Origin of the sequence: Halarsenatibacter silvermanii (assembly GCF_900103135.1) — a bacterium.
Taxonomy (GTDB): Bacteria; Bacillota; Halanaerobiia; order Halanaerobiales; family Halarsenatibacteraceae; genus Halarsenatibacter; species Halarsenatibacter silvermanii.
In genome coordinates, this window is record NZ_FNGO01000002.1 from 57,997 (window position 1) to 79,019 (window position 21,023).

Consider the following 21,023-nt stretch of genomic DNA (forward strand, 5'->3'; position numbering starts at 1 on the left):
TATCGATTCAATTCCATAAAAAAAGCAGAGCCCCTCAAGGAAGCCCTGCCGCCATCAGTGAGCTTTTTATTCTTCTGCTTCTTCGGATGCTTCCATTTCGTTTTGATCGGTTTCTCCGGATTCTTCCTCGCTGCTGTCCCTTCCGTATTTGCGGTTGAACTGCTCAACCCGACTGCCCCGGGCTGTCTGCCGCTGCTTGCCTGTGTAGAAGGGATGACAGTTAGAGCACACCTCAACCCTCATATCATCACCGGTGGATTCAGTCTGATATTCTTCACCACAGGCACAGGTTATGACGGTATCGGTAGTCTCCGGATGTATTTCCTCCTTCACTGCGATCACCTCTTTCTATGTCGATAATTTTATTCGTTTAGTCAAATTTTTCAGCACTCATCCAGTCATTCAGATTATATCACAGCGATATTGCTCTTGCAAACAGCTCAATCCGAGAAGATTTGCTCCAGAACTTCCAGAAGCTCCTGATTATCATCGGTATTGTTTATTTGCGTGATCATCGTCTGCAAAACTTCAGCCTTGTCCATCGACTTGGTTTGACGGCGGAGCTTCCAGATGACCTCAAGCTCCTGCTCATTCAGAAGAAGTTCCTCCTTGCGGGTGCCGGAAAGGTGAATATCGATGGCCGGAAATATTCGCTGCTGGGCCAGCCTTCTATCCAGATGCAGCTCCATATTGCCCGTACCTTTAAATTCCTCGTAAATAACATCATCCATCCGGCTTCCAGTATCTATAAGTGCTGTTGCCAGCACAGTCAGGCTGCCCCCTTCTTCGATATTGCGGCCTGCTCCAAAAAAGCTTTTGGGGAAATGCATGGCGGTAGGATCCAGTCCCCCGGACAAGGTGCGGCCGCTGGGAGAAGTGGTTACATTGGCTGCCCGGGCCAGCCGGGTTATGCTGTCCAGAAGCACCACCACATCATGATTTTGTTCCACCAGGCGTTTGGCCTTGGCCAGGGCCAGCTGGGCAACCTGGATATGATCATCTGCAGGACGGTCAAAGGTTGAACTTATCACCTCAGCGTCAACAGAACGATCCATATCGGTTACTTCTTCCGGCCTCTCATCGATGAGCAAAATCATCATCCGGGCTGCGGGGTGGTTGTTGCTGACGCTGTTGGCTATCTTTTTTAACAGCACGGTCTTACCGGCTTTTGGCGGAGAAACTATCAATCCGCGCTGACCCAGCCCCACGGGAGCTATCAGATCCAGAAGTCGGGTGGAGACATCGCTGGAGCTGCGCTCAAGTTTGATCTTCTTTTGAGGATAGAGCGGGGTTAGATCTTCAAAATAAGCCCTATCGCGGGCTCTTTCCGGGTTTTGATAGTTGATGGCCTCAATCCTTAAAAGTGCAAAATACCTCTCGTTGTTTTTCGGCTCACGAACCTGGCCTGAAACTACATCGCCGGTTCTGAGGTCAAATCTGCGAATCTGCGAAGCCGAGATATAGATATCATCGCTGGAAGGAAGATATTTGGAGGGCCGGATGAAACCATAACCCTCATTTTCGATAACTTCTAACACCCCTTCCGCAAAGATATTCCCCCCTTTTTCCGTCTCCTGCTCGAGCAGGGCGAAGATGAGATCCTTCTTTCGCATGCTGGAATAACCCTCTATTGATTTTTCCTTGGCAAGCTCATGCAGCTCGGATATAGTCATATTTTCCAGTTCAGAAATATGCAAGCCTGAACGCCTCCTTAAATTTTTCATGATTCAAAGATAAAGCAGCAGCCAGAGAGTTCCTACATAAAGAATCAAAATCAGAGCTGGAGAGAACCCTATATGTAATAAACTGTGCCGGGTACGATAAAACAAACCAGACAAAAGCAGAACCGTCATGATTACGGTGACAAAAATCAAAATGAGATTGTGGAACGGGTCAGCTGCCAGCATACTCGAATAATAAAATCCATCTACAACAGCTGGTAAAACCAGATTGATCATACTGCTGCCCATAATTATCGCCGCCGCCATTTCGGGATGATCGCGTCCAGCCGCAGAAGCTGACGCGCTGAGCTCGGGGAGCGAAGTTATTACCGCAACCAGGCCGGCTCCTATAAAGGTGCTGCCCATACCGGTCATCAATACCAGCCGATCGCTCAAATATCCGAGCCTGATGCCCGACAATATGATTACAGCTGCCGAAGTCAGCAGGATCATATACTGTCCCACAGAAGATTCTCTCTCCCGGGCGGCCGCGCCCTCCCCGGGGAAAGGAACAATATTTTCCATTTCCTCGAAATCAATATCAAAATTTTCAACTTTATTTTCATTATTGATGCTTTTTTCAAAATTATATATCATTTTCAGGCCGGACAAAAATATCGCGAAGAGCACAAAACTTTCGGGAGCAAAGCGAAATTGTAGGGGAATAGCTGCGGTGAGCAAATACAATGTGAAGAATATTCCCAGCGAGCTGCTCATCATAATTGATATGAAACCGACGAGCAGGTGCGAAAAAGACAGGCTGAGAAGCAGAAAGCCAGGCCCCTGCCCAAGGTCGAGAAGAGCCAGCAGGGTAAAATTGAAAAGATTACTGCCCAAAAGGCCGGCCAGTCCAGATTCTATAGCTTCGAGCCTCACCGCTGTGACCGTGGTTGCCAGCTCAGGCAGCGAGGTAACAGCTGCCAGAATTATCATACAGGTCAACATCTGGCTGAATCCGACTTTATCAGCAATATTTTCCACCGATAAGACCAGATAATGACCCGACAGAGCAATCAGCAGAATCACAACCAGAAGTTCAACAGTTAACAGCAAATAAATCACCTGCAGGACCGATAAATTTCCACCGGCCTCCCGAATTTAATCCGGAAGGCCGGCGGTTTATTTACTGATCAATCACCAAAATGATAGATTATCTGTCAGGCTTTGTTCTGGCTGCCGAAAGTATGGATTTTTTCTTTAACTTTTTCAGCCATGGCATCCCGGGCCGGACCACAGTATTTGCGTGGATCGTAAAGATCGGGATCCTCATCAAAAAGCTCTCTGACCCTGGCGGTGAAAGCCTGCTGGAAAGCGGTATTAACATTTACCTTGCGGATCCCCAGATCTATTGATTTTTCGACATCGGCGCTGGGAACTCCCGATGCTCCATGTAAGACCAGAGGTATATCGACATTGTTATTGATTTTCTCCAGCCTCTCAAAATCGAGATCAGGTTCTCCTTTATAAACTCCATGGGCGGTTCCTATAGCCACAGCCAGACAATCGACACCGGTACGTTCGACAAATTCGGCTGCCTCTTCGGGGTCAGTCATGGCCGCCTCTTTTTCCGTAACTGTGACATCGTCTTCAGTTCCCACCAGTTTACCGAGTTCAGCCTCGACGCTGACTCCTACGCTGTGAGCAGCTTTAACCACTTCTTTTGTTTGAGCTATATTCTCCTCAAAAGGTTCTTTAGAAGCATCTATCATCACTGAAGACCATCCTTTTCTAATGCAGCGCATAGCGGCTTCGAAACTGCCTCCATGATCCAGATGCAGAGCTGCCGGCAGCCCGGTATTTTTCAGAAAACCTTCGACCATACCCACCACGTGATCGATCCCCATATAACTTATGGCACCTTCACTCGTGGCCAAAATGAGAGGAGAATTTTCTTCCTCGGCCGCTTTTACTATGGCCTGAAGTGATTCGAGATTGTTAACATTAAACCCCCCGACTGCATAACCCTCTTCATCGGCTGCTTCCAGAATTTCTGCCATCGGTACCAGCTGTGAAAGCATATTAACACACTCCTGTTATCAATTTTATTATTTCAGATAAGGTTCTTCTTATTAGCAGTTGATAGTTATCGTGTGAGATCATAATGGCTGGAAGACAATTCCAGGTCCTCCTGATTCCTGAGCCAGCTGACATCGGCCTCGCCGGCAGCAGGGACGCTCAACAGAGCTCCACAAAAACTGCAGGTCAGAGTTACCCGTTCAGAGTCCAGTTCGATATTTATGTCAAAATTACCGCACTCACAGATAATGCGACCGGCGGCGGCAAAATCGTGCAGTACATCGAGCACAGTCAGCATGGCTTCGGGATTTTCAAAATCGTCGAACCCGAGTCCATCGGCCAAAAGCTCAAGCTCCTGCTGCTGACGATCGACCCTGTGCTTGAGTTTGACATAACTGCCGCAGCATCCCAGCTGCAGACCCGAACGAGGACAGCTCAAATCTCTGGCTCCTTCTCTGCCCCAAAAAGACTGCTCGGGAATTTCCAGCCTGTGACGACAGTCGCAGACCAGACAGTAAGGCAGAAGTATTATCGAGCCGCCCTCCCGACTGATACTGATCTTTTCGACCCCGCACTGGCAGCGGTACTTAAGCTTTCGGTTTCCGGAAAGCTGAAAAATATTGACCTGGTTTATCTCCAATCTGCCGCAGGAAGAACAGCGTATGAGGAGTGATGATTTCTTTTCTATAAGCATAATTTTTTAGAATCTGCAGCGGGTTCAAAACCGATTGTTAAATCACCTGGCATTCAGGCAGATTCCGCACCTCCCCTATACCTAATTATTCTGCACAGAGGGTAAAATTCCTCTGTTCCAGCGGCAAATTAACTGCCGTCAGCAAAATTTAATCGTAGACGTAAAATCCCTGACCGCTTTTACGTCCCAGCTGCCCGGCCCTAACCTTTTTCTTTATCAGCGGGCAGGGCCGATATTTATCATCGCCAAATTCTTCGTGCAGAGTCTCCATGATCGAAAGACATACATCGAGGCCGATCAAATCCCCCAGCGCCAGCGGGCCCATGGGATGGTTGGCTCCCTTGCGCATGGCTTTATCGATATCGGCTGCTTCCGCCACCTGATTTTGCAGCATAAAAGCGGCCTCATTGATCATAGGGATTAAAATTCTATTTACTATAAATCCGGGAGACTCACGCACTTCCACAACTTCCTTGCCTGTGTCACTCATAAAACTGCAGACCCTGGAAAAAACACTGTCTTCAGTGGTAAGGCCCTCTACACATTCAACCAGTTCCATGATGGGAACCGGATTGAAAAAATGAACTCCCATCATTTTTTCCGGTCGATCAGTCATAGATGCCAGCTCGGTTATACTGAGAGCTGAGGTATTGGATGCTAAAATGGTTTCAGGGGGACAGATGGTGTCCAGATCCTGAAAAATTTTCTCTTTGATATCTTTCTTCTCAGAAGCAGCTTCGATGATAAGCTCTCTATCCTTCATGAGTTTGAGATCGGTTGTGGTCTCTATTGAATCAAGAATCTCATCCTTATTTTCAGAGCTCAGACGATCTTTTTCCACCAGCTTGTTCAAAGATTGTTCGATGTGCTCTCCGGCATCTTCCAGAAATTGCATCTTGATATCATGCAGCACCACATCACAGCCGGCCGCAGCCAGATGCTGAGCTATACCGCTGCCCATCGTCCCGGCTCCCACAACTCCAATCCTGCTCATTTCCATAATTTAATCACCCCTGCTAAGTTTTTTGGCGAAAGCTGTCAGTCTTTCCCCCAGCCTTTCAGCCAGCTTGCGGGCTTCCTCGTCATCGGAAATTTTTCGAAAGTTCCCGTCATCTTTCTTTCTCGTACCGACAACCCATCCCGGCTCGGTCACAGGATTATTTTTACCGCCTACGACCACCATGCCGTGCAGAAGGGCAAAACGATGAAGAAATTCTATAACATGCTCCCCCCCACCCTGTTTTAGGCCGGAACTGGCCAGAGCGGCGAAGGGTTTGTCGGCAAGTTTGTGTCCATCCATCTTGAGATAGCGGGTGCGGTCCAGAAAAGCTTTGAAATTTGCAGGAATAGAAGCAAAGTAGCTGGGAGCAGCAAGAATTAGACCATCGGCTGACTCCATACTGCTGGCTGCCCGGTGAAGATCATCCTCTATGACACACTGCTTTTCCCTCAAACAGCTGTCACAACCCCGGCAGTGCTCGATGGTGTAATCTGTCAGATCCAGCAGGGCGCTGTCAGCCCCCTGACTGCGAACTCCTTTAAGAGCACCCTCGAGCAGAAAATGGGTGCCTCTTTGAACCGGACTCCCCTGAATACCGAGTATTTTCATCTGTAAATCTCCCCTCTGAAAAAATATCCGGAAATATCTCCGGGATTATTTATTTCACGATAATATGATATTTCTGTCTGTTTGATCGGTTGATCGGTTGATTTTGGAGCTCAACTCTAAATATTTTCGTCAATGAAGCCCTTGGAATCTCTGATATTTTCTGGATAGTCCTCGCGGGCAAAGCAGGTACCGAAAGCTTCAGTTTCGTAACTGCTGCCGGAGAGATGCCCCTCGCGAATGCCGTGATTTATGGCCGACTTTATAAGCCCTACAGCTTCAGGAACATGATTGGCTATCTGTCTGCCCAGCTTGCGGGAGGAACGAAGAAGATCTCTGGGAGTGACCAGTCTGTTTATAAGCCCCACTTCATAAGCCTCGCTGGCATCAATTATTTTGCCGGTGAACATAAGCTCTTTGGCCAGTCCCATACCGACCATGCGGGGCAGCCGCTGGGTACCATCAAAACCCGGCACAAGCCCCAGTTTCACCTCCGGCTGACCGAATCTGGCCCGACTGGAAGCTAATCTCAAATCACAGGCCAGCGCCAGTTCAAGTCCTCCCCCCAGAGCATAACCATTGATCGCGGCCAGGACTATTTTGCTGCTCTGTTCTATGTCGCTGCATATAGATTGACCCAGCCTTGAAAGCTCGCGCGCTCTTCTCGGCGTAAGATCCTCAAGCCAGTCCAGGTCCGCTCCCACGCTGAATGATTTCGATCCCATGCCGGTAAGAATGATTATACGAATTTCATCTTCCTTGCGAATCTCCTCCAGTGCTCGCTGCAGTTCCAGGAGCATCTCCTTGTGATAGGCGTTCATGACTTCCGGGCGATTGAGAGTAATAAGGGAAAGACAGTCGTCCTTTTCCAGGCTTATATACTGATAATTCACATTATAACCTCCCAGGCTTTACTTTTCTTGCCCGATCTGACGGGTTTAGCCACTGAAATCGCTGCTCTCCTGATGATTTAAAGCGGCATCTATAAAACCCTCGAAAAGCGGATGAGGATCATTTGGTCTGGAGGTGAATTCGGGATGAAATTGAACTCCGATAAACCAGGGATGTTCCGGCAGTTCTATGATTTCCACCAGGCGTTCATCGGGGGAGAGGCCTGACATAACCATACCTTTTTCTTCGAGATCGCTGCGATATCTATTATTTAACTCGTAACGGTGGCGATGCCGTTCGTAAACTACCTCCTGGCCGTAAAGATTTCGGGCCAGAGTTTCCGGCTCGAGCCGACAGGGATAACGCCCCAGCCGCATGGTGCCTCCCATCTTCTCAATATCCTTTTGTTCGGGCATCAGATCGATCACCGGTTCTTCGGCCTCTGAATCCACCTCGGTCGTACCTGCTCTCTCCAGACCGGCCCTGCTGCGGGCAAACTCTATCACAGCACACTGCATTCCCAGACACAGCCCGAAGAAGGGAATCTCCTGCTGTCGGGCATATTTTATCGCTGACACCTTGCCCTCTATGCCGCGTTCGCCGAAACCGCCGGGAATGATAATCCCATCCAGATGAGCAAGCTCATCCTCCAGATCTGCCGAATCCAGATCATCCGATTCAATCCATTCTATCTCCACCTCGCAATCGTGAGGTATACCGGCATGATCTAAAGCTTCGATGATGCTTAAATAAGCATCGGGAAGCTCAACGTATTTACCTATCAATCCTATCCTGGCTTTTTTGGTCCGATTTTTCATCTTTTTCACCAGCCGGCGCCAGGATTCAAGATCGAGGTCCTCAGTCTCCAGATTGAGCTTATCTATAACGATTTCGTCAAGCCCTTCATCCTGCATATCGAGAGGAAGCTGATAAATATATTCCACATCGACCGCTTCGATAACCGCTTCTCTCTCGATATCGCCGAAAAGTGAAATTTTATCCTTAACTTCCTCGGTGAGCTCCCGATCCGCCCTGCAGACTATGGCATCGGGATGAATTCCAATGCTGCGCAGTTCTTTGACGCTGTGCTGGGTTGGTTTGGTCTTGAGTTCGCCGGCAGTGTCCAAATAGGGCACCAGAGTGCAGTGTATATAACAGACCCTGTCAGGACCCAGCTCACCCTTCATCTGACGGATGGCCTCAAGAAAAGGAAGGCCCTCTATATCTCCAACAGTTCCGCCTATTTCGGTGATAACAACATCGAAATTGCCTTCCTGTCCGGCCCGTCGCACCCGACTTTTGATTTCATCGGTGATATGAGGGATAACCTGAACGGTCGAGCCCAGGTATTCTCCTTTTCGCTCCTTGCTTATAACATTACCGTAGACCATTCCAGTTGTTACATTGTTATTCTGGCTCAAATCGGTGTCGATGAAACGCTCGTAATGTCCCAGATCAAGATCGGTTTCGGCCCCATCATTGGTTACAAATACCTCTCCGTGCTGATAGGGGCTCATAGTCCCCGGATCAACATTTATATAGGGGTCAAATTTTTGAATGGTGACTTTAACCCCTCTGCTCTTCAAAAGTCTGCCGAGAGAGGCAGCCGTTATACCCTTGCCCAGGGCAGAAACAACCCCTCCGGTTACGAATATATAGTCTGTCAATTTTATCTCCTCCTACATCTGCTCCGGCGCGGAAACGCCGATCAAATTAAGTGCATTGATCAATACCGTCCTGGTTACTTCTACCAGTTTAAGCCGGATGAGACTTTTAGAGCGGTCATCGCCCAGCACCTGACATTTATTATAGAATACGTGGAAGGCGTTTGCCAGATCATATATGTAGTTAGCCAGCCTGTGGGGAGCACGTCCCCGGGCGGCTTCCTTTACCTCCTCGGGAAAATATACCAGATGGCGCAAAAGCTCCAGCCCGGCCTCGCTGTCCAGAAGAGACCAATCGGCTGCGGACAGCTCCTCACAGAGATCATCGGCTTTCTCGATTATGCTGCAGATACGGGCATGCGAATACTGAATATAGTATACCGGATTATCTTTGGATTCCTTTTTGGCCAGATCGAGATCAAAATCGAAATGGCTGTTGGTGCTGCGCATTATGAAAAAATAACGAGCAGCATCCAGACCTATTTCATCCATGAGCTCACGCATGGTGACAAATTCACCCTCGCGTTTGGACATAGGCAGCCTTTCACCGCCGCGCAGCAGGTTAACTATCTGGACTATGATGATTTCCAGTTTATCCCTTTCATGGCCAAGAGCTTCGATAGAGGCTTTCATCCTATCTATATACCCGTGATGATCAGCTCCCCAGACATTTATTATTTTGTCAAATCCTCGTTCCAGCTTATCCTGATGATAGGCGATATCTGCGGCCATATAGGTGGGCGATCCATCTGATTTGATCATGACCCTATCTTTATCATCGCCAAATTGAGAGGAGGCAAACCATAACGCTCCTTCTTCTTCATAAATATAATCCTGCTCGCGCAGATAATCAACAACCTCCTCTATACGATCCTCCTCATGCAGACTTCTTTCGCTGAACCAGTTATCAAATTCTATCCCAAAATCGTTAAGATCCCGCCGGATGATCTTCAAAATTCGATCGTAGGCAAATTCCCGGCATATTTCAAAAGCCTCTTCCTCCGGTTTGTTCAGCAGCTCACGTCCGTATTCCTCCTTTAACTCCTCTGCTATCTCGATCAGATACTCGCCTCGATAGCTGTTTTTTGGCATCTCTATCTCCTGTCCGAAAAGCTCCTGATAACGCAGAAAAGTTGATCTGCCCAGAAGCTCCATCTGGTTGCCGGAATCATTGATCAGATACTCCCTCTCCACTTCATAACCTGCGTGGGAGAGAATGGAAGCTGTCGTATCACCGACAACAGCTCCCCGGCTGTGTCCTACGTGCAGAGGACCGGTGGGATTTACACTGACAAATTCAACCTGAACTTTCCTGCCGCTGCCGAAGTCGGTGCGCCCGAAATCCTCTCCAAGCTCTAAAATTTTATCGGCAGCCTCATAAAGCCAGCGGTCATCTAGCCAGAAATTGATAAATCCCGGCCCGGCAATCTCCGTTTTTTCGACCAAATCGCTGGAAAATTCCTCTTTTAAACCTTCGGCCACCTGGCGGGGATTCATATTCAGCCTTCCCCCCAGTGCCAGGGCCAGGTTTGTGGCATAATCTCCGTGATCGTCCTCGCGGGGCACTTCCACTTCAACCGGTGGCAGGTCGGAATTCGCGATATCGGGATCGAGAAAACTTTCTCTGGCCGAGCGAAGCTCTGCGATCAATTCTTCTTCAACTTCCTGGACTGGGTTAAACGACATCCTGTCCTGCACTCCTTCCTGAAATTGCTTAAATTCTTTCCTGTCCTAATTTTTCTCCGTCAGATTTCTTCTTGAGAGTTTCAAAATCTTTGACCACACAACCCTGCTTTTCGAGCTGTTCCATAAGTTTTTTTAATGCCCTGGTGCTGCCAATCAAAGAGGAAGTTATAAAGGCAAAAGCATCCTGACCCACGGTATGTTTGCAGCGATCGAGCGTGGGAGGAATATCTTCGGCCGGCCTTCCTTTTATCAAGCCTTTGGTAGGGCTGCCCACAACAACCAGGTCGTATTTATGAAAGCTGATTTCGTCTCCTTCTCCGGAAGCAGCCAGAAGTTCTGCTCTGTGCCCCTGAGATTCAGCTCCCTCTTTTATCCCACGGGCCACCTTTTCGGCAGCGCCCTCCTGCGAGTAAATGATGAGAATATTTTTCATTCCTATATTCTCTCCTTCCCGTGCTTCGACCCGGTTCTACATCTCTCTATTATTTATTTCCACTCTCACCGAAAAAATCCTGTATTTTTTTGCGGTACAATCAAGTGACAGCGATCGCTGCAGGGGAAATTTAATGAGAGGATTCACAAAACCGAACAGATAAACAGGAGGAAAGCATTAGCTGCCTGAAAGAAAATGCCAGCAAACTCCGGCAGCTCATGATTTCCCCCTGCTTTTGAGTGTTTAAATCAAATTTTGGTTCTTCCTGTTAAAAGTTACTGGGCGAGTTCGAGCTCCTTGAGCAGTTTGCCCTTGGGCATATAACCGACCAGTTTGTTATCAACTTCGCCGTCGTTGAACACAATCATGGTAGGGATGCTCATAACTTCGAATCTGGAAGCTGTTTCCTGATTGTCATCAACATTTAATTTGCAAACTTTCAATTCATCTTCGTAGTTTTCAGCTATCTCCTCGATCACCGGAGCCAGCATCTTGCAGGGACCGCACCATGATGCCCAAAAATCTACCAGCACCGGTCTGTCAGCCTCCAGCACTTCCTCTTCAAAATTCTCATCTGTTACTTCTATTGGTTCGCTCATATTTTAATCCTCCCAATTTAATTTGATGAAATAAAAATAGCGTTATAATCTTTATTTTCTACTATACTATCATAACTACTGCCGACATAAAAGTAAGTAAACCAGTATACAAGAAATTTCCGGCTTTTATTCCACTTTCTTTTTTGCTACCATTCCCAGCACAGCCACCGGATCTTTGGGTGTAGAATAGGGAGGAGCATAGCCGAGATCCATCTGGAAAAGGTCGTCAGCTGTCTGTCCGGCATAGATAGCGCTGGCCAGCACATCGATTCTTTTATCAACCCCATCTCTGCCCACGGCGGCAGCCCCCAGCAGCCTGCCGGAAGTGCGGTCAAAAACTCCACGCAGAGAAAAAGGTTCAAAACCGGGATAATAGCCGGCATGATTGGGCACCTTCACCGTAATCGGGACGGGATCATATCCGGCTTTTGCCGCCTCCTCAACCTGAATGCCGGTTGCGGCCACCGTAAAGTCAAACACCTTGGTGATGCCGGTTTTGAGGACACCGTAATGCTCGGCTTCTCCTCCGGCAGCATTTGTTCCTGCGGTTCTGCCCTGCTTATTTGCGGTTGAACCCAGGGGCACCCAGGCTTTTTTTCCGGTCACCAGATTGACAGTCTCCGCACAATCTCCACAGGCATAAACATTTTCGCGGTTTGTCTCCATTGCGGTATTTACCCGAATAGCATCGCTAACTCCCAGTTCGATGCCAGCCTCAGCAGCCAGCTCCGTGTCCGGACTGATGCCGATAGAATTCAAAACCAGATCGGTTGCCAGCTTCCGACCGCTTTCAGTAACCACCTCTCTCACTTTCTCTCCGCCGGAAAAATGGCTGACGCCATCATTCAACACCAGCTCAACTTCCTGGTCGCGCAGATGATCTTCGAGCTTTTCAGAGAGTTCATCAGGAATCAGAGGCAGCACATGTTCCTGCTGTTCAACCAGGGTTACTTCCATATCCAGCTCTGCAAACGATTCGGCCATCTCCAGTCCGATCAGCCCTGCTCCCACAATTGTCACTCGCTCCGGCCGGGAAGACTGGACGGTCTTTTTGATTCTGTCGGCATCGTTTACCCGCCGCAGAGTAAAGATATTGTCCAGATCTATACCGGGAATGGGAGGAATTATCGGAGAAGCACCGGTGGCTAAAATCAGCCTGTCAAAATCCTCACTTCCGGCAGTATTATCGCTGAGATTTTTGTATTCAACGCGGTGATCGTCCAGATTAAGAGAGGTAACTTCGTGACCGGTTTTTACCTCTACACCGTATTTTTCCGAAAACTCTTCCGGATAATTTGCGATCAGCTGATCGCGCTCGGGAATTACACCTGAGATATAATAGGGCAAACCACAGCCGGCATAGGAAATATCCTGATCTTTTTCCAGTATCACTATCTCGGCATCCTCCATCTCTCTGGATGCTTTGGCGGCCGCACTGGTTCCAGCAGCCACCCCTCCTACGATTACTATCTTCAAAATTTTTCCTCCTTTATATGAACCTCATTTAGCTGTACTGTAAGATATAAAGCTTCGTTCACAATGAAATTTTTCCCCGATCTTATACGATATCTATCAACTGATAACAAAAAGATCCAAAATTAACAAAAAGCAGCAGTTAATGGCGGCGACGAGTCCAGGATATCAGACGAAATACGGCAGCAAATCCGATGACAAAACTGATCAGCTCGGGAAAGCCGGGGCTGGTCGGAATCACACCGGCCACCGAGCCCAGAATCAAACCGCTGAGCAAAAACATAAGCTGGCGGCGATAACGCCTGATAAGCCAGCTCAAAAGCCAGGCAAAAACCAGCAGTCCAACGACGGTACCCAGTCCATAAACCAGTAAAACCAGAAACTGAAGTTCGGCTATTGCGGTGATTATCTGTCGGTATACGCCCAGAACCACAAACAGGCTGGCACCGCTGATGCCCGGCAGCAGCATGGTTACCGAACCCAGGATGCTGGCCCCAAAAATCATGAGGAGCGAAGCGGCAGCCTCAGTTTCTCCTTCGCCTGTTAAAAACAGAGCCAGGATGATTCCCAGAACTGCCAGCAGGGGATTAATTATTTTTATTCTCCCCCCGGAAAAATCCCGGCGGGCTTCATGCCAGGTAACCCTGAGAGAGGCTAAAATCATGCCGGCCAGAAGAGCCATCAAAAGATCGGGATATAGATCGAATACGCGATCGATCACGGTAGCTCCCAGCAGCGCTCCCAGTCCGGCTCCGGCTCCCAGAGGGATTAAAAAAAGCAGGTCCAGATTTTTGATAGCCAGAAGCAGCGGTTCGTAGATATAAAAGATGAGAGCTACAGTCCCTCCGCTCATACCGGGCAGGGTGTTGGCCACACCGAAGGGCAGCCCTTCTAAAAATAATCGGAGCCAGCCCGGTCGAGCGCCGGCATTTTTATTCTCCTCCGGGTTTTCGCCAGAACTGCTCGCAGGGTCATCCTGCGGTTTCATTCCTTCCGTCTCATCCATTTCGTTTTTCACCGCCGCTCAGCGGCACTTCAGCCGGCGAATCCCGGGTTATCCTGTGCTGATCTTCGTAAATCGTCAGAGTCAGCGGATCACCTCCGATTAATTCAACATCTATGCCGGATTCTGATATGGAAACCTGCAGCAGTGAATTTTGAAAGTTTAGATGAAATTGATAGCTGTCCCAGCTTTCGGGCAGCATGGGACTTATGCTGAGCTCTCCTCCTTCGGCCTTTTTGCCGGCAAACCCCTCAACGACAGCCATCCAGGTTCCAGCCATGCTGGTGATATGCAGGCCATCTTCGGTATCGCGATTTACATTTTCCAAATCCAGCCGGGCGGTGCGCAGATAAAGCTCATAGGCCTTGTGCGGATAACCGATCTCGGCAGCAATCACTGCATGAATACAGGGGGAGAGCGATGATTCGTGGACGGTGCGGGGTTCATAAAAATCAAAGTTTTTCTTTTTGGTCTCCCGATCATATTGATCGGAGAGAAAATAAAGCCCCTGCAGCACGTCCGCCTGCTTGACGTAGGGAGAACGGAGAATTTTATCCCAGGACCAGTTTTGATTTAGGGGTAAGTCTTCTGCATCGAGATCGGAGACCTTATCCAGCTTTTTATCGCGGTATCCATCCTGCTGCTCAAAAATTTCGCGCTCCTGCCAGCGGGGCAGATACATTTTTTCCGTTATATCGCGCCAGCGCTCTAATTCCTCTTCGGTAAGCTCCAGCCGGGATAAAAGCTTTTCACTGCGCTCTGGGTGCTCCTTCTCGAGATAATTTTTGACATCAAAGGCATAATTCAGACACCAGACTGCCATCCGGTTGGTATACCAGTTATTGTGAACATTATTTTCATACTCGTTGGGACCGGTGACACCGATTATCATATATTTGTCCCGGCGCGGATTATAATGAGCCCTATCGGACCAAAAACGAGCCACAGCAGCTATAACCTCAAAGCCATAATCAGCCAGATACTGACGATCGCCGGTATGGCGAATATAATTATAGATGGCATAGACTATGGCAGCATTGCGGTGAATTTCTTCGAAGGTGATCTCCCATTCATTGTGACATTCCTCGCCATTCATGGTAACCATGGGATAAAGAGCACCATCGAGTCCCAGCTTATCAGCATTTTCCCGGGCTTTATCGAGATGGTGGTAACGGTACAAAAGCAAATTGCGGGCTATTTCGTCGTCCTTGCTGTTGAGATAAAAAGGCAGGCAGTAAGCTTCGGTATCCCAGTAGGTGGCTCCCCCGTACCTTTCGCCGGTAAATCCTTTGGGCCCGATATTCAGCCGGGGATCATGACCTGTATAGGTCTGATTGAGGTGAAAAATATTAAAGCGGATGCCCTGCTGGGCCTTCTTATCGCCCTCTATTTTGATATCGTTATCCCGCCAGATCTCCTGCCACTCTCCAACGTGTTCGTCCAAAAGCCCGTCATAACCGCAGGAAGCAGCCTCCCTGACCCTATCTTCGGCTCTGGCCGCTGTCCTTTCTTTTTTATAATCGCGGTCCGTGGTTACCCCGATGTATTTGGTAAGATTTATCTCCTGACCGCGCTCAGCGCTGACCTGGATGTTCTCGGCTATGAATTTTTTGCGTTCGATAGGTTCTCTTTCAATCCCTGTTCCCTCTTCAACCTGAAGGCCGCTGAGCTCTGATCTCATGGCTGTGGCGACGTTAAATTCTGATTTCTTAGTGCGAAGAGTCAGCTGACCTCCGCCGGAATGGACCCCGCGGTCGACTTCCTCCCAAAATATCTCATCATAATTGGCATCTTCGTTCCTGATGTTGCCATCAATATGAGGGCTAAAACTGATATCAACCGGCTTCTCCAGCGGGGTGATGCTGTAAGAAATAGCAGCAACCTCGCGCCGGGCCAGGCTTAGAAAACGCTCGACTGAAACTTCGATACGATTGTCTTTTTCCGGCGAAGCTGCCGTAAACTCGCGCCGCAAAACCCCCTTCTGCATATTTAAAATTCGCTTAAAATCTTCCAGATGCCACTGTGCTAAATCCAGGCGCTCGCCTCCTATTTCAACATCGATACCGATAAAATCGGCCGCGTTGGGAACTTTGGCATAATACTCGGGATAACCAATTTTCCACCAGCCCACCACGGTTTTGTCGGGATAATAAACTCCGGCTATATAGGTGCCCTGCAGACTGTCGCCGCTGTAATGCTCTTCAAAATTGCCGCGGATACCCATGTGCCCGTTGCCCAGACTCATAACGCTTTCGGCAAAACGATTTTTATCCGGCGAAAAACCCTTTTCCACGATGCGCCATTCGTCTATCTGGAAATAATCTTCAAAGTCATTTTTATTATCTTTTCGCTCTTCGAAAGAACTTCCCATTTTTAATAAATCTCCTTTCCAATTTAAAAATAAAAAGGTAATATTCGAATCTATCTTTAAGATATTAAGTAGTAAAGCATACTAAAGAAATCACTCCATATAAATTAAGTTCTGATTGAAATTATAACATAAAATTACTCCTTAAGTCGAACTAAAAATTTATATATACAACAACAGGAGGTGTAAAGTTTGTCCTTTAATAATATAAAGAAATACCTTGAACAAAAAGGAGAACCTCAATATGTAATAAAGGACATCATAAGAAAAAGCAATATAATAAAATTTATCTGGTGTAATTCTTATAAAAAAGAAATCAAAAGATCCGATTTTTCTTCTCAAATTAAAAAAATTAACCTGCTCGATCTTCTAGAAAGAAAGAATTTAACAGAACTTTTATTGAATAGGAATATTAAAATCAAAAACTCTAAAATCACTAATTTTTACTATAAAGATTTTTCCTCTGAAAATTGTAAGCTGTTATATAAAGAATCTTTCAGAAAAAACTTTATAAAAAAAGGTGCCTGGGATAAAAATAAAATGGAGCTAATTCCGAATTTTTACGAAAAATTTGACTCCGTCGGACCAATAGCTTTTAAAAGCATGATCCAATTATTTGAAAATGATCTGCCCTATAATAAAACAAAAGAATTTAAGCATAAATTCAACAACGAAAATTTGAATGCAAACATCTGCGAAAAGCAGTACCACAAATTATATAACAAAATGAAAGAAGAAGGATATAAAAGCCAAAAAGAGATGGGCAACTATATAAAAGGGTCTAAAATGCTTGATGAAATTAGAATTGCAATTGATAGAAATGGAAAACCCGGTTTTATAGCCAGTGGTGGTAATCATAGATTGGCTATAGCAAAAATATTAAACATCGAAAAATTACCAGTTATAGTAGATGGAGTGCATTCTAAATGGGCCAAAAAATGCGTTGAAAAATACAATAAAAATGATGTTTTAAAGGCAATTAATCAGGGTCTACAAAATCTAGGTTCAAAATAAAGTTCTATTAAGATATCATTCATTTAATAGTAATTTTTTCTTCTCTTCTTCTTTCGGACGAAATCTTAAATTAAATAGTTTTTTTGCCATGTCTTCAGGGTATATATTTTTTTTAACCACAATCCAATCCTCTATATTTTTTGTATCCAGTAATTGATGTTTATTTGATACAGATAATTTATTCATGCTTACTCTATTATCATAAAGTACTACTGGAATTTCAGACCAGCCTAATGCAGCCAGGACAGCCGCTCTTCTTCTCCCACTGCAAATATGAACTTTAAATTCCCAATTGTCCTTTAAAATAACCCCCTGTATAAAACTGGAGTTAATAGTACTATTCCTTCCAAATTTATAGCCTTCTTTCTTAATTTTAGAAAATAAATTTAAAAGAGAATAAAAATCCTTCTTTTTGGGATAAAAATCTTTCTCGAAATGATAACCATGAAAATATTTTTCTTTTTTAATTTCTTTTTTATCAGCCTGAATCCAACCCCGATAAGGTATGCATGTTAAATTATCGAAATTATCCAACTGATTTTTTAAGCTATCAGGCACATATTCAGATAAATATATATCCCTATCTCCAAAAAAATTCTTTTCAAATTTTGATTTTTTAATCAAAGAAACAATATTTGATCTCATCTTTTTTATTAAGGAATCCTGGTATTTCATATCTTTTTTTCTTTTGAATTGTTTTACCTGTTCCACATACGGATTAAAATTTTTTAACGAAAACGACACCAGCCCCCCCATGCTTATCAAACAGTTTTTTATCGGAACATAAAAAACATTTTTGTTGAGCCTGGACACTTTATTCATTCTTCTAATTAATTCATTAAACAGAATTTTAAGCTTCAATTTTGTTATCCTCCTTGCTAATATCCAGTTAACAAATGGCGTCTTTATATAAACTAACAAATCCCGCTAATAAAAACATCAATATAGCCGCTGTACTCCTATTATGTATGGATAAATGTGTTAGAGTGTGCAAATAAAATGAAAACAAAATTATTAAAAAAGAGGATAAATATGCAGAGCCTAAATTTTTGATGGATTTAACACTTTTACAAGCCCGTATTGCCATAGTAAAAATATTAATCGTAAAAGCAGAAATGTAAATTAAACCTATCAATCCTAATTCTATAGCAAATTGAAGAAATAAATTATGGGTATGTCTTCTCATTCCTCCTGAAATGTCATATTCATATTGAGCATAAGCATAATAATTACCCGGTCCAACACCAAAAATTAAGCTTTTTCCTTCTAACATTTCTAAAGTCAAAGGCCACTTATCTATTCTTGAATCTTCTAATTCAATTATAGATCTAGCTCTATCAAAATAATCCTCCTGCATAAAAGGGACGCTTATCAGGAAAATCAAAATAATTATAATTAATATCTTTTTGTTATATAAAACTCCAAATAAAAGCAATCCACCAAATAAAGCAATCCAGGCTCCTCGTGTTTTTGTTATAATTATATTATAAAAGAAGTTTAAACTGGTTAAGCCATATAATATTTTATATTTTAACCCTATATCTTTTACCATATAAAAAAACAAAGGTATGAACAATAAAGAAATAAAATAAATTGCTCTTGTATTAACTCCCATTAAAGCATCAGCTCTTCTAGCATTAGTAAAATGATAATTCAAAATGCCATGAACACCTATTATAAAAGCACCGATCAAAAAATAATTGAGGATTTTCAAAAAATCTTTTTTATCTTTGACTATTTCAAAAAAAATCAAAAATGTAACAGTAGCCTGAAAAACTCTGCTCCATTTTCTAATAGCATAAGATGTATAATCAGCATAAAATATTCCAGCAAAAGAAATTAAATTAAAAACTAAAAACCATTTAACTAGAGGAATGTTTAAAAAATAATTTATCCTATTGCTTTTATTGAATACAATTATAATCCAACCCAACAAACCAAATAATAAACCTAAATAATGCAATGGATTAACAAAAGGAGCAAAAAATAATATTAATACAGCCCCAATTTCAATTAATTTCTTGCTTTTATCTAAATTAAATACATCCTGCACTAATCATCACTTCCTTTATTAGAATCTCGATATTTACGCCAATTTACTTTTTTATTCGTAAGTTCCTTCAATACTCGATTATATTTTTTTATATTCCATTTCTTATTATAATGACCCCTAAAAACATTTTTAAAAGATTTCTTCCACAATGATTCATAAGTAAAATTATATTTTTCAAATCTGTTCATAAATTTTGCCTTCAAACGGGCCAGCATATGAACTTTTAATCTTTCCGGCATAACCGGAAGTTTAAAAATATCATCAAAGTCAACCAAAAAAACTCTGGGTTTCTCATGAGGTTTTTGAATTAAAAAGTTGCCAGGGGCCGGGTCCTTATGAAGGAAATTATTATTAGCAAGTTTGACAATTAAATAAACAACCTGAGTAAACAAACTTTCTAATTTTTCTTTCTGCATATCATGTTGGATTTCTTTCCTCTTAATCAAATAACTACAATCAAAGCCACTCTCAATACCTTTACTTACGAAAATACTCGGTACATTGCTCAACAAATTATTTTTTCCCGTTATAGCAAATTCAGGTCTTATAGAAGGTATATTTAATTTATTTAATTCATAAGAGAGCTTCAGCTGCTTTATTGCTTCAATAGAAAAAAATTTTTCCTTCAAGATATAACTTGGCCTCTGGTAATCATATTTTTTTAAATAATAATCTTGATTGGACAGACAAGCTTTATACACTTCAACGTTTTTACTGCCCTGCCGGTTAATTAATTCAGCTTCTTTACTCCCCTTTTTTGAAGCTAACATATCAACGGCAATTTCGAGAATCTTATTATTAATATTCTCATTAGAAACGGGATAGTATAATTTTAGACCTGGAGAGATTTCTTTTTTTGCAAATTCATTATTTTTCACCGTGAAAACACTTCCCGTGTTTTTTGTCTTTCTAATTTTGTAGTATATTAGTTTATTTAGCTTTTGTTTTTTAATTTTTCACGAGTAATTTTTTCTATTTTATTTTTTAACTTTTCTTTGTCAAGATTTTTATTGATATTTTTTGTAAAGTCATCCAAAAACACTCTTTTATATTTATCTCTAATTTTAAAATTGAAAGCTCTTAAAAAATATTCATGGAGCCTGGCAATACTTCGTTTTTTCATAAAAAAGGGTAAATAAGGGTAGAAATATACGTTATCTATGTCTACTAAATTAATTTTAAAATCCTTTTGAACAAAAAAATTTGCCGGTTTAGGGTCAAGATGCAATATGTTATTATTTAATAATTTAGCCCAAATAACACCTAAATTACCGGCAATTTTAAGTTTTTCTCCGTTTGAATTTATTGATGGCGTATTGTTACAATAATTAGATAAACTAAATCCTTCAATTTCTTCTGTGACAAATAAACTGTCTTTCACAAAGAAAGAACGTTGGAATGTCATAGCTAATAAAGGATTAACCGTATTTATACCTCTTTTTTTTAACCTTTCTGCAGTTTTAAAATGCCTTATACCTTCAACTGAACGAAAAAGGTTTTTGAATATTTTAGATACTTGTGTATGCGAATAATACTTAACATAATAAACCTTTTTTTCATAATGTAATTTCAGAACCCCTCCCTTTTTTCTGGGTTTAACTGGTTCTATTTTGGAAAAATGACCCAAACAATCCCATTTCAGCTTCCCTTTTTCCCAAATTGTTTGAAGCAGATAGTTGGCAATATTTCGGAGCAAATTATTTTTATTGCATTCTTCCGGATAATATAGATTAATCCTTTTTTTGAGATTCTCTTTTTCAAATTTCATTCAACGTCAACTCCACTTTCAATAATTGAAAACA

The 21,023-nt window shown here is 43.8% G+C and carries 20 protein-coding genes; 1 reads left to right on the forward strand and 19 read right to left on the reverse strand.

Annotation, left to right across the window (positions count from 1 at the left end; all coding sequences use genetic code 11):
- Positions 1 to 66: 66 nt before the first annotated feature.
- The 15 genes from rpmE to BLT15_RS01325 all read right to left on the reverse strand — a co-directional run bounded on the left by rpmE (position 67) and on the right by BLT15_RS01325 (position 16,157).
- Complete coding sequence (gene rpmE / locus BLT15_RS01255) at positions 67 to 333, reverse strand: 50S ribosomal protein L31 (RefSeq protein ID WP_089757885.1); 267 nt, start codon at positions 331 to 333, stop codon at positions 67 to 69.
- 107 nt (positions 334 to 440) lie between these two features.
- Entirely contained in the window at positions 441 to 1,697 is a 1,257-nt protein-coding gene (rho, locus tag BLT15_RS01260; RefSeq protein ID WP_234985452.1) for a transcription termination factor Rho, read from the reverse strand.
- A gap of 30 nt (positions 1,698 to 1,727) precedes the next feature.
- Positions 1,728 to 2,783, reverse strand: a complete 1,056-nt coding sequence (locus BLT15_RS01265; protein WP_089757889.1) for a sodium:calcium antiporter — start codon at positions 2,781 to 2,783, stop codon at positions 1,728 to 1,730.
- 95 nt (positions 2,784 to 2,878) lie between these two features.
- On the reverse strand, positions 2,879 to 3,739 hold the full coding sequence (locus tag BLT15_RS01270) for a class II fructose-1,6-bisphosphate aldolase (protein ID WP_089757891.1): 861 nt from the start codon (positions 3,737 to 3,739) through the stop codon (positions 2,879 to 2,881).
- A gap of 65 nt (positions 3,740 to 3,804) precedes the next feature.
- Entirely contained in the window at positions 3,805 to 4,431 is a 627-nt protein-coding gene (locus BLT15_RS01275) for a hypothetical protein (RefSeq protein ID WP_089757893.1), read from the reverse strand.
- Positions 4,432 to 4,579: 148 nt separating this feature from the next.
- On the reverse strand, positions 4,580 to 5,425 hold the full coding sequence (locus tag BLT15_RS01280) for a 3-hydroxybutyryl-CoA dehydrogenase (RefSeq protein WP_089758089.1): 846 nt from the start codon (positions 5,423 to 5,425) through the stop codon (positions 4,580 to 4,582).
- Positions 5,426 to 5,434: 9 nt separating this feature from the next.
- Entirely contained in the window at positions 5,435 to 6,040 is a 606-nt protein-coding gene (locus BLT15_RS01285) for a flavodoxin family protein (protein WP_089757895.1), read from the reverse strand.
- Positions 6,041 to 6,156: 116 nt separating this feature from the next.
- Positions 6,157 to 6,930, reverse strand: coding sequence for an enoyl-CoA hydratase-related protein (locus BLT15_RS01290; RefSeq protein WP_089757896.1), 774 nt, complete (start codon positions 6,928 to 6,930; stop codon positions 6,157 to 6,159).
- A gap of 45 nt (positions 6,931 to 6,975) precedes the next feature.
- Positions 6,976 to 8,595, reverse strand: a complete 1,620-nt coding sequence (gene pyrG / locus BLT15_RS01295; protein ID WP_089757898.1) for a CTP synthase — start codon at positions 8,593 to 8,595, stop codon at positions 6,976 to 6,978.
- A 12-nt stretch (positions 8,596 to 8,607) separates the two neighbouring features.
- Positions 8,608 to 10,278 carry an arginine--tRNA ligase gene (gene argS, locus BLT15_RS01300; protein ID WP_089757900.1) on the reverse strand — a complete coding sequence of 557 codons (1,671 nt, stop codon included), beginning with the start codon at positions 10,276 to 10,278 and terminating at the stop codon, positions 8,608 to 8,610.
- A 28-nt stretch (positions 10,279 to 10,306) separates the two neighbouring features.
- Positions 10,307 to 10,711, reverse strand: coding sequence for a flavodoxin family protein (locus BLT15_RS01305; protein WP_089757901.1), 405 nt, complete (start codon positions 10,709 to 10,711; stop codon positions 10,307 to 10,309).
- Between the two features lie 275 nt (positions 10,712 to 10,986).
- The gene (trxA, locus tag BLT15_RS01310) at positions 10,987 to 11,310 is read right to left on the reverse strand and encodes a thioredoxin (protein ID WP_089757903.1); all 324 of its coding nucleotides are present in this window, start codon (positions 11,308 to 11,310) and stop codon (positions 10,987 to 10,989) included.
- A 126-nt stretch (positions 11,311 to 11,436) separates the two neighbouring features.
- Positions 11,437 to 12,786, reverse strand: a complete 1,350-nt coding sequence (locus BLT15_RS01315) for an FAD-dependent oxidoreductase (RefSeq protein ID WP_089757905.1) — start codon at positions 12,784 to 12,786, stop codon at positions 11,437 to 11,439.
- A 139-nt stretch (positions 12,787 to 12,925) separates the two neighbouring features.
- On the reverse strand, positions 12,926 to 13,801 hold the full coding sequence (locus BLT15_RS01320) for a DUF368 domain-containing protein (protein WP_143422988.1): 876 nt from the start codon (positions 13,799 to 13,801) through the stop codon (positions 12,926 to 12,928).
- Positions 13,782 to 16,157 (reverse strand): family 65 glycosyl hydrolase domain-containing protein, encoded by a 2,376-nt coding sequence (locus BLT15_RS01325; RefSeq protein ID WP_089757909.1) that lies wholly within the window; start codon positions 16,155 to 16,157, stop codon positions 13,782 to 13,784. The genes BLT15_RS01320 and BLT15_RS01325 overlap by 20 nt, the downstream gene beginning before the upstream one ends.
- A gap of 189 nt (positions 16,158 to 16,346) precedes the next feature.
- Between BLT15_RS01325 and BLT15_RS01330 the strand changes: the two genes are divergently transcribed.
- Positions 16,347 to 17,168 carry a hypothetical protein gene (locus BLT15_RS01330; RefSeq protein ID WP_089757911.1) on the forward strand — a complete coding sequence of 274 codons (822 nt, stop codon included), beginning with the start codon at positions 16,347 to 16,349 and terminating at the stop codon, positions 17,166 to 17,168.
- 15 nt (positions 17,169 to 17,183) lie between these two features.
- On the opposite strand, the gene BLT15_RS01335 is transcribed toward BLT15_RS01330, so the two are convergent.
- The 4 genes from BLT15_RS01335 to BLT15_RS01350 are packed head-to-tail and all read right to left on the reverse strand — an operon-like array spanning position 17,184 to position 20,989.
- Complete coding sequence (locus BLT15_RS01335; RefSeq protein WP_089757913.1) at positions 17,184 to 18,029, reverse strand: hypothetical protein; 846 nt, start codon at positions 18,027 to 18,029, stop codon at positions 17,184 to 17,186.
- 28 nt (positions 18,030 to 18,057) lie between these two features.
- Positions 18,058 to 19,221, reverse strand: coding sequence for an O-antigen ligase family protein (locus BLT15_RS01340; protein WP_089757915.1), 1,164 nt, complete (start codon positions 19,219 to 19,221; stop codon positions 18,058 to 18,060).
- Positions 19,221 to 20,099: a lipopolysaccharide kinase InaA family protein gene (locus tag BLT15_RS01345; protein ID WP_089757917.1), complete on the reverse strand. Its 879-nt coding sequence runs from the start codon at positions 20,097 to 20,099 to the stop codon at positions 19,221 to 19,223. The genes BLT15_RS01340 and BLT15_RS01345 overlap by 1 nt, the downstream gene beginning before the upstream one ends.
- A 56-nt stretch (positions 20,100 to 20,155) precedes the next feature.
- Positions 20,156 to 20,989 carry a lipopolysaccharide kinase InaA family protein gene (locus tag BLT15_RS01350; RefSeq protein WP_089757919.1) on the reverse strand — a complete coding sequence of 278 codons (834 nt, stop codon included), beginning with the start codon at positions 20,987 to 20,989 and terminating at the stop codon, positions 20,156 to 20,158.
- Positions 20,990 to 21,023: the final 34 nt, after the last annotated feature.